The organism is Dietzia maris, assembly GCF_014144855.1.
GTDB classification, from domain to species: Bacteria; Actinomycetota; Actinomycetes; order Mycobacteriales; family Mycobacteriaceae; genus Dietzia; species Dietzia kunjamensis.
The window spans coordinates 1-7,946 of sequence record NZ_JAALDN010000039.1 but is presented as its reverse complement, the minus strand read 5'-3'; the positions used below and the strand labels follow the sequence as shown (position 1 = coordinate 7,946).

Annotated in this window: 11 protein-coding genes and 1 tRNA gene; 6 read left to right on the top strand and 6 right to left on the bottom strand. The window is 69.9% G+C overall.

The genetic code is table 11. From position 1 onward, the window contains the following. Positions 1-537: prephenate dehydrogenase/arogenate dehydrogenase family protein (locus G6024_RS01445; RefSeq protein WP_159147699.1), on the bottom strand; the 537-nt coding region annotated here is incomplete at its 3' end. A gap of 36 nt (positions 538-573) precedes the next feature. Here G6024_RS01445 and G6024_RS01440 point away from each other — a divergent pair. From G6024_RS01440 to G6024_RS01425, 4 genes are all read left to right on the top strand, one after another. After that, the gene (locus G6024_RS01440; RefSeq protein ID WP_067714683.1) at positions 574-1,101 is read left to right on the top strand and encodes a tRNA adenosine deaminase-associated protein; all 528 of its coding nucleotides are present in this window, start codon (positions 574-576) and stop codon (positions 1,099-1,101) included. 71 nt (positions 1,102-1,172) lie between these two features. Further along, a complete protein-coding gene (locus tag G6024_RS01435) occupies positions 1,173-1,610 on the top strand; it encodes a nucleoside deaminase (protein ID WP_096907380.1) in 438 nt (145 codons plus the stop codon). A 143-nt stretch (positions 1,611-1,753) separates the two neighbouring features. Then, positions 1,754-1,957, top strand: coding sequence for a CsbD family protein (locus G6024_RS01430; protein WP_067714680.1), 204 nt, complete (start codon positions 1,754-1,756; stop codon positions 1,955-1,957). A gap of 74 nt (positions 1,958-2,031) precedes the next feature. Next, positions 2,032-2,122 (top strand) — tRNA-Ser (locus tag G6024_RS01425). A 277-nt stretch (positions 2,123-2,399) separates the two neighbouring features. On the opposite strand, the gene G6024_RS01420 is transcribed toward G6024_RS01425, so the two are convergent. Next, positions 2,400-3,005, bottom strand: coding sequence for a TetR/AcrR family transcriptional regulator (locus G6024_RS01420; RefSeq protein ID WP_069388830.1), 606 nt, complete (start codon positions 3,003-3,005; stop codon positions 2,400-2,402). Positions 3,006-3,141: 136 nt separating this feature from the next. Here G6024_RS01420 and tgt point away from each other — a divergent pair, with 136 nt between their 5' ends. Continuing rightward, the gene (tgt, locus tag G6024_RS01415) at positions 3,142-4,419 is read left to right on the top strand and encodes a tRNA guanosine(34) transglycosylase Tgt (RefSeq protein ID WP_182640290.1); all 1,278 of its coding nucleotides are present in this window, start codon (positions 3,142-3,144) and stop codon (positions 4,417-4,419) included. Positions 4,420-4,491: 72 nt separating this feature from the next. Here tgt and G6024_RS01410 read toward each other — a convergent pair whose 3' ends face one another. Next, the gene (locus G6024_RS01410; protein ID WP_067714673.1) at positions 4,492-5,187 is read right to left on the bottom strand and encodes an SIMPL domain-containing protein; all 696 of its coding nucleotides are present in this window, start codon (positions 5,185-5,187) and stop codon (positions 4,492-4,494) included. 123 nt (positions 5,188-5,310) lie between these two features. Here G6024_RS01410 and G6024_RS01405 point away from each other — a divergent pair, with 123 nt between their 5' ends. Then, a complete protein-coding gene (locus G6024_RS01405) occupies positions 5,311-6,000 on the top strand; it encodes a hypothetical protein (RefSeq protein ID WP_067714671.1) in 690 nt (229 codons plus the stop codon). Here the strand turns inward: G6024_RS01405 and G6024_RS01400 are convergent. The 3 genes from G6024_RS01400 to G6024_RS01390 all read right to left on the bottom strand — a co-directional run. Further along, positions 5,985-6,353, bottom strand: a complete 369-nt coding sequence (locus tag G6024_RS01400) for a CHY zinc finger protein (RefSeq protein ID WP_159147698.1) — start codon at positions 6,351-6,353, stop codon at positions 5,985-5,987. The genes G6024_RS01405 and G6024_RS01400 overlap by 16 nt on opposite strands. Continuing rightward, positions 6,350-7,201: a queuosine precursor transporter gene (locus tag G6024_RS01395; RefSeq protein ID WP_396468844.1), complete on the bottom strand. Its 852-nt coding sequence runs from the start codon at positions 7,199-7,201 to the stop codon at positions 6,350-6,352. The genes G6024_RS01400 and G6024_RS01395 overlap by 4 nt, the downstream gene beginning before the upstream one ends. Positions 7,202-7,379: 178 nt before the next feature. Further along, a partial coding sequence (locus tag G6024_RS01390; RefSeq protein ID WP_235027714.1) for a glutamate--tRNA ligase family protein occupies positions 7,380-7,946 on the bottom strand: 567 nt, incomplete at its 5' end.

The window sequence follows — 7,946 nt, the reverse complement described above, 5'->3', positions numbered from 1 at the left end:
GGCCGCGTCGTGGTCGGCGGAGGTCGCCGAGACCACCCGTGCGCCACTGTCCAGCGCGAGCCGCGCCACCCGTCCCCAGGTGTCGGGGTCGGCGTCGTCGTCGGCCGCGATGAGCCACGTGGCACCGCGGAACAGGTCGGGGTCGCCTGCGTCCCAGCCGGAGTGGGCGGTGCCGGCCATGGGGTGCCCGCCGACGAACCGCGCCCCCAGTCCGTGCCGTCGTACCGCCTCCAGGACGGGGCCCTTGACGCTGATCACGTCGGTGAGGGCGACCGTGGGTGCGTGCTCGGCCACCGCGCCCAGGACCGACTCGAGGGCGGGGAGGGGGACGCCGACGACGACGAGGGCATCCGACTCCGCAGCCCGGCGGAGCGTGGTGGGCAAATCCGTGGTGACGTCGAAACCGGCGGCGGTGGCGGCCTCGGCGCCGGCGGGGGAGCGGTTCCAGCCGAAGGTCCGATCGGGGCCGAGGGCCCGCAGGAGTGAGCCGCCGATCAGGCCGACCCCGAGCACGCACACGTCCGCCGTCACCGTCACCTGACAAGGTTCTCACAGCAGACTACGGTTGAGCTCATGCCCAGCAGCTCCGACCGAACCTCCCGCGACTCCGACGACGACTCGGTCACCGGCATCGCACTCGGGGTGGTCCAGGACGGCGGTTCCTGGCAGGTCACCCGTCTGGACGACGCCGCCCTCACCAGTCTCGACGACGCCGCCCGGCAGGTCCGGTCGCTGCGCGCGGAGGGGCCGTCGTTCGGGTTGGTCGACGTGGACCACGAGTTCTTCGTGATCCTGCGCCCGGGCCCGTCCGGGATGCGGCTCATGCTCTCGGACGCCACCGCGTCGCTGGACTACGACCTCGCCGCGGATGTGCTCGACGAGCTCAACGTGGACGTGCCCGACATGACCGACGAGGAGCTCGAGCAGACCGACCCGTGGGGCGAGGGCGACATGGCGATCCTCGACGACATGGGCCTGCCCGCCGGGGTGTTGGAGATCATCGTCTCCGAGACCGACCTCTACGCCGACGAGCAGCTGCAGTCCGTGGCCGAGCGGATGGGCTTCGGCGACGAGTTCGAGCGGCACCAGCCCGACTCGTGAGCCCGGCAGGTCCGGCGCATCCCGGATCGGCGCACCCCGAGCACCGGGGCTCCGTGCGGGCGGCCGACGAGATGCTGGTGAGGCGCGCCCTGACCGTGGCGGGTGGTACCCCGGCCGACGACGTGCCCGTCGGCGCGCTGGTGCTGGGCCCCGACGGTCGGGAGTTGGCCGCCGCCACCAATCGGCGTGAGGCCGACGGTGACCCGTTCGCGCACGCCGAGGTGATCGCGCTCCGCGAGGCCGCGCGGGTCCTGGGCGACGGTTGGCGGCTGGAGGACTGCACTCTCGTGGTGACCCTGGAGCCCTGCACGATGTGCGCGGGGGCGGCGGTCGCGGCGCGGGTCGGCCGCATCGTCTTCGGAGCCTGGGAGCCGCGCACCGGGGCGTGTGGGTCGCTGTGGGACGTCGTCCGCGACCGACGTCTGGTGCACCGTCCAGAGGTGCGGGGTGGTGTGCTCGAGGATGAGTGCGCCGCTGTCCTGGAGGGTTTCTTCCGCGCTCGTCGATGACGGCGGCTGTGCCGGGGTCCGCGGCGGGGCGCCCGTCGGTGACCCGATCGTGACCCGCTCGCGGTGGAGGCCGGCTCGGCATCTCCGTACCGTGGGTCGTGAGAGGTGCCGGACCCCGGCGCCGCGATCGAGAGGAGCACCACATGGGAGTGGGAGACAAGTTCTCGAACAAGGCCGAGGAGCTGGGCGGCCGCGCCAAGGAGTCGGCCGGCGCCGCGACGGGAGACCGTGACCTGCAGGCCGAGGGCCAGGCCGACCAGGGCGAGGCCGGCATCAAGCAGGGTGCCGAGAAGCTCAAGGACAAGGCCAACGAGGCCGCGAGCAAGCTCACCGGCAACGACAAGTGAGTTGCAGCAGCTGACTCCTCGCCTCTGGCCTGGCGATTTTCGTCTGGGGCCATGCGTGAAGTAGCCTAATCGGCGGTGGCGTGTCCGAGCGGCCGAAGGTGCAGCACTCGAAATGCTGTGTTGGGTAACCCCCAACCGTGGGTTCAAATCCCACCGCCACCGCCACGGGGAGAGCCCCGGATCTCGAGAGAGGTCCGGGGCTCTCGTCATTCCGCCCCCTCGCCCGTGGCAGCCGTTCCCGCGCCTGGCCGCCCCCTCGGCAGCCGCTCCCGCGCCATTCCGCCCCCTCGGCAGCCGCCCCTGACGATGGCGTCTCGCCTGCCCCGCGGTGGGTGCGAGACGCCATGGCGACGGGCGGCTGTGTGTGGGGCGGTGGGTGCGAGATGCCATGGCGACGGGCGGCTGTGGGTGGGGCAGGCGCGGGCGCAGGCGAGATGCGCTGTCAGGCGTGGCCGGAGGACTCCTCGGCGAAGTCGGGCAGTGTCACGACCGAGCTCAGGGTCGACAGTGCCGCATCGATCACCGTGTCCTGCGGCAGCCCCGACTCCTCACCCAGCAACGCCAACTCCTCGGTGCCGGCCAACCACGCCCGCGTGAGAGCGAGCGCCAGGGGGTCCGGGTCGTGTACCCCGAGGCTGTCGAGGATCCGCAGGCTGATCGTGCGGTGCATGCCGTCGACGACCTTCTCCAACGCCGGATCCACAGCCCTGCCGGACCGCAGGACCGCCACGTAGTTGTCCCGCCGCCGCTGGATGTAGCGCACCAACGCCGTGATGATCGCGCGCGTGCTGTCCTCGGCGTGCGCGCCCACCGGGATCTCGGTCAGCGACAGCACGTGGTCGGCCGCTGCACGCACGACCGCCGTGAGGTAATCCAGCTTGGTGGGGAAGTAATGGAAGAGCAGGCTGCGGGACACCCCGGCCCGCTCGGCGACGTCGTCCAGCGACAGGGCATGGAAAGGCACGGTCTCCAGCAAACGGATCCCCAACACGATCAGCTGGGAACGGCGCTCGTGCTTGGAGAGCCTACGGCCACCTGATGTGGTCATCGCCCCACCTCGTCGTCGTACTCTCGGGCGCGCACGTCGCGCCCTCCGACGCCGACGACTACGCCCCCCATGCCGACGTACCTCTCCATGTTAGGGTCACGTCCGCAATCCGCGACCGCCATGCCACGATGGAGTGATGCCGGACAACGCCACGCCCACCACCCGCGCGACCACCTTCGACGTGGGCGAGCGGATGGTCCTCGACGGGACGGCAGGCGGGCGGACGGGTGTCATCCACACTCCGCACGGTGACATCGCCACCCCGGCGTTCATCCCCGTCGGCACCAAGGCCACCGTCAAGACGCTGACCCCCGAGCAGGTCCGCTCCACCGGCGCCCAGGCCGTCCTGGCGAACGCCTACCACCTGTACCTGCAGCCCGGGCACGAGGTCGTCGACGCCGCCGGCGGGCTGGGGGAGTTCATGCGCTGGTCCGGGCCCACCTACACCGACTCCGGCGGCTTCCAGGTGATGAGCCTCGGGGTGGGGTTCAAGAAGGTCATCGAGATGTCGGCCGGCGCCACACCGGACGACGCGGCCACCAACAAGGGGCAGGGCCGGCTCGCGAAGGTCGACGAGGACGGCGTCACCTTCACCTCGCACCTCGACGGCTCCCGGCACCGCTTCTCGCCCGAGGTGTCCATGCGCATCCAGCACTCGCTGGGCGCCGATATCCTGTTCGCGTTCGACGAGCTCACCACGCTGATGAACACGCGGAAGTACCAGGAGAGTTCGGTGGAGCGGACCCGACGGTGGGCGCAACGCTGCCTCGACGAGCACGAGCGGCTGTCGCTGGAGCGGGGGCACCGGCCGGGGCAGTCACTGTGGGGCGTGATCCAGGGTGCACAGTTCGAGGATTTGCGGCGGCAGGCCGTGCGCGGGCTCGTGGAGATGAGCGAGCGCGCCGAGGCCGAGGGGCGGCGCGGGTTCGGCGGCTACGGGATCGGCGGCGCGCTGGAGAAGGAGAACCTCGGAACGATCGTCGGCTGGTGCACCGAGGAACTGCCCGACGACCGTCCGCGACACCTGTTGGGCATCAGCGAGCCCGACGACATCTTCACCGCCGTGGAGAACGGCGCCGACACCTTCGACTGCGTGGCGCCCACCAGGCTGGCCCGCCACGGCGGGATCTACACCCTGGACGGGCGGGTCAACATAACCCGCGCCCAGTTCCGCCACGACCACACCCCGCTCGACCCCGAGGGCCCGTCCGAGGTGTCGCGCGAGTACAGCCGCGCCTACCTGCATCACCTGTTCAAGGCCAAGGAGTTCCTTGGCTCCACCCTGCTCACCCTGCACAACCTGGCCTTTGTGGTGCGGCTGGTCGACGAGGTGCGCGCGGCGATGGCGGCCGGACCCGACGAGTACGTGGCCTACAAGGAGCAGTTCCTGGGGCGGTACTACTCGGGACGCTGATCCCTGGCCGCCCTGGCCGCCCTGGCCGCGCGGCCAGGGCGCCCGGCCGCCCGTATCCGTCGGCGGGATCAGCTAGTTGATCTCGTAGGTCACGGAGACGGACACAGTGAGGTCCTGGCTACCGGCCTCGATCGGCGTCGAAGCTGCGCCGTCTGCCAACGACCTCGAGACCGGAAACGGAGTCGCTTCGGTCTCCGGTACCTCGGTGATCGACTGCACCGCCCCCAACTCCGCCCCGGCCGCCTCGGCGATCTGTTGGGCCTGTTCTTCAGCTCGAGTGACCGCCTGCGCCCGGGCCTGGGCCCCGAGGTCGCTGTCGTCGTCAATGGAGAACGTCAACTGCTGAACCCGGATCGCGTCGCCGGCGGCGCCCGCCGCTGCATCGATGAGATCGCCACTCCTGTCGACGTCGCGCAAGGTCGCCGTCACCTGGTTCGTGACGATGTATCCGTCGATGCTGCCGCTGGGCAGGAAATTGGGCTGCACCGACAGGTTCTTGGTGGCGATGTCCTCCTCTTCGACGCCCTGGGCCTTGATGGTCTCGATAAGGGATCGGGCGCGTTCCGCGTTGTCGGTCAGCGCTGTGCTGGCGTCAGATGCCCGGGTCTCGACGCCGAGCACGATGGTGACGGTATCGGGAGAACCGGTGACGATGCCGGTTCCCTGCGTGCTGATGACCGGCGGATCCTCACTCTGACCCGAGCAACCCGCCAGGAGCAGTGCGGCGGTGAGGAGTGCGAGTGCGGCGGGTACGCGGGGTGAGGCCATACGTCACTATGACGCAGGAACCGACATAGGCGGGCCTACACGTCGGTCTTGGTCGACCAGCTGATGAGCTCCGCACGACCGAGGCGACTCGTAGGTGTCGGTGCTGCGTGCGACGCTGCGCGCATGACGAACCAGACCAGAAACGATCACCCCCACGACGACCTCGAGAGGCGCTCGCCGTTGGGCGTCCTCCTGCACAGTCCGGTACGCGATAGCTCAGAAAAGAGTGAGACGTGGCAGACCGCCGCGTTCAACCTCGCGGAGAAGGCGCTACGAAAGGCGCTGGCCGGGGATGACGCCGCGGTTCGGCGACTGATCAGCAGAATGGCGGATCTGGAGTTCGACGAGCTCATGGTTAGGTGGCCACAGCTGGTGGCCGCCGACCAGATTCTCTCCGGGGTGCTCGAGCAAGGTGTAGAAGAGTTCGAGGAGGAGAAGGATCTGTACGAGGCGGCGTACTTCGACGAAGACGACGAACTGATCGCCGAACTAGAGGAGGAGGAGCCCCGGGTCTCGGTGGCGACTGGGATCTACAGAGCCGCGTACGGGGCGGACCCAGTGGCATTCGCGACGCTCCGGGCATCGATCCTCGACGTGCTCTCCGACCCGTGGAGACAGCGACGCGGCGGGGTCCACAACGACGGGTTACAACGGGTGGCTGACAGGTTGCCGGAGGGGGCCAGAGCTCGGGACCTGCCCCGAGAACGCATCGAGAACGAACTCGCGGGCGTGATCCGGGCTCACCTGGTCCTGGCAGCACGCATGGTCGAGGAGTTTCGCGCGCCGTTGAACTCGACCTATGACTCGAAGTAGAGCGGGTAGTGCAGCGAGCAGCCCGGGTTGAACGCCGTGCCGCAGGCCGGGCAGGCGTCGGTGGCCTGGTACTCGGCGATGGTCAGCGTGCTCCAACATGCGCCGCAGAGCAGGGCATCGGTGTCGAACTCGTCCCGCGGCCACACCGACAGCGCATGGTCGGTGGCGTCGGCGTGGCATCGGAAACAGGGATAGAACTCGCCGCAACAGTGGAAGCGGATCGCGATGACGTCCAGCGGGCCGTGGTAGTGGACGCACCTGGTCTGGTCGTCGACCGTCGCGCCGAGCACCGTCACCGCGGCGGGTCGTGCGACGTCGCGCCCGTCGTCTGCGTCCCGGTCAGCGGAGGTCATACCGCCGAGTGTGACAGGGCGGAACCCGAGAGTGCAGCCTGATAACTGGGCTCCCGCTTCTTGATCGACGCGATCACCACGTAGGTCACCGGCAGCAGGACCGCCTCGACGAGGGTCTTCCAGACGAAGCCGATGACGACGTAGTTCCAGTAGTCGCCCGAGCCGAGCGCCATGCCCAGCGCCGGAGCCGCGATCGTGCAGAACACCAGCGTGTCGGCGAGCTGGCCCACCACGGTCGACCCCAGGAGCCGCGCCCACAGGCTCCGCTCACCGGTGCGGCGCTTCATCCACACCAGGACGTAGGAGTTGAGCAACTCGCCGACGACGTACCCGGCCAGGCCGGCGAGGAAGAATTGCGGGATGACCCCCGCGACGGCCTCGAACGCGTCCTGGTTCTCGTAGAAGTCGGCCGGCGGCAACTGCACGGTCAGGCTGAAGCTCAACGCGGCCAGCGCCAGCACGGCGAAACCGGAGAGCACGACGCGGCGCATCGCCTTGAAGCCGTACACCTCACTGATCACGTCGCCGAGCACGTAGGCCAGCGGGAAGAGCAGGAAGGCGCCGTCGGTGACGAGCCCGTCCATCGAGAGGAACCAGAGTTCGAAGCTCAGGTCGGGGAAGAGGAGGACGCCCTTGGTTCCGGTGACGTTGCTGATGAGCATCACGCCGACGAACAGGGCGATGAGATAGCCGTAGTACGGGCTGGCGACGGTGGCGAACACGGCGCGGCCGGGGAGACCGGCGGAGGCGGCGGACGCGGTGGAAGGGGTACTGGGCGCCGGCTCGGGAGTGTTCCCGTCCGGCCGCCCAGTCCCCAGCTGGTCGGAATTCTGCGAGGAAGTGGTCACGAACGACGATTATCCGCGCCGCCCGCCGCGATGCCGAATCCCTGCCTGCCGAATAGGTCGCGTCGCGCCGCGTCACCGTTGATCGACAAGTCGCTTCCGCACGCGTTGTGCGAGTGGGTCTGCGCGGAACGCTCTTTTCGATGAGGCGGTCGGGCCGGGCTGGGCGCGCGTCGGCCGATCAGGCCACCACCCAGGGGCCGGCCCGCAAGGACTCGGCGGTGACCACCCCCCGCAGCGCCTCGATCGAGTCCGCGCCCTCCGGCCCACCGAGTGAGGCCACGATACGGGCGACCGCGGCCCTCGTCGTCGTCCCCTCCTGCGCCAGATCGGCCAGGGTCACCGCGCCGTCCCGCTTGGCCAGACGCTCACCGGCGGCGTTGACCGCAAGCGGCACGTGCACGTACTCCGGGTGCGGCAGGCCCAGCAGGTCGGCCAGGTGGGCCTGGCGGGGAGTGGAGGAGAGCAGGTCCTCGCCGCGCACGACCTGGTCGACGCCCTGCTCGGCATCATCGACGACGACGGCGAGGTTGTACGCCCACACGCCGTCCCCGCGGCGCAGCACCACGTCGTCGACGACGCCGGTGTACGGCCCGTGGACGCCGTCGGTGATCGTCAGCTCGTCGACCGTTGCGCGCAGTCGCAGCGCCGGCACCCGCCCCGGGCCGAGCGCCTCCCGGCGACGCTCCCGCTCCGCCTCCGACAGGTCACGGCACGTGCCGGGGTACGACCCGGGCGGGGAGTGCGG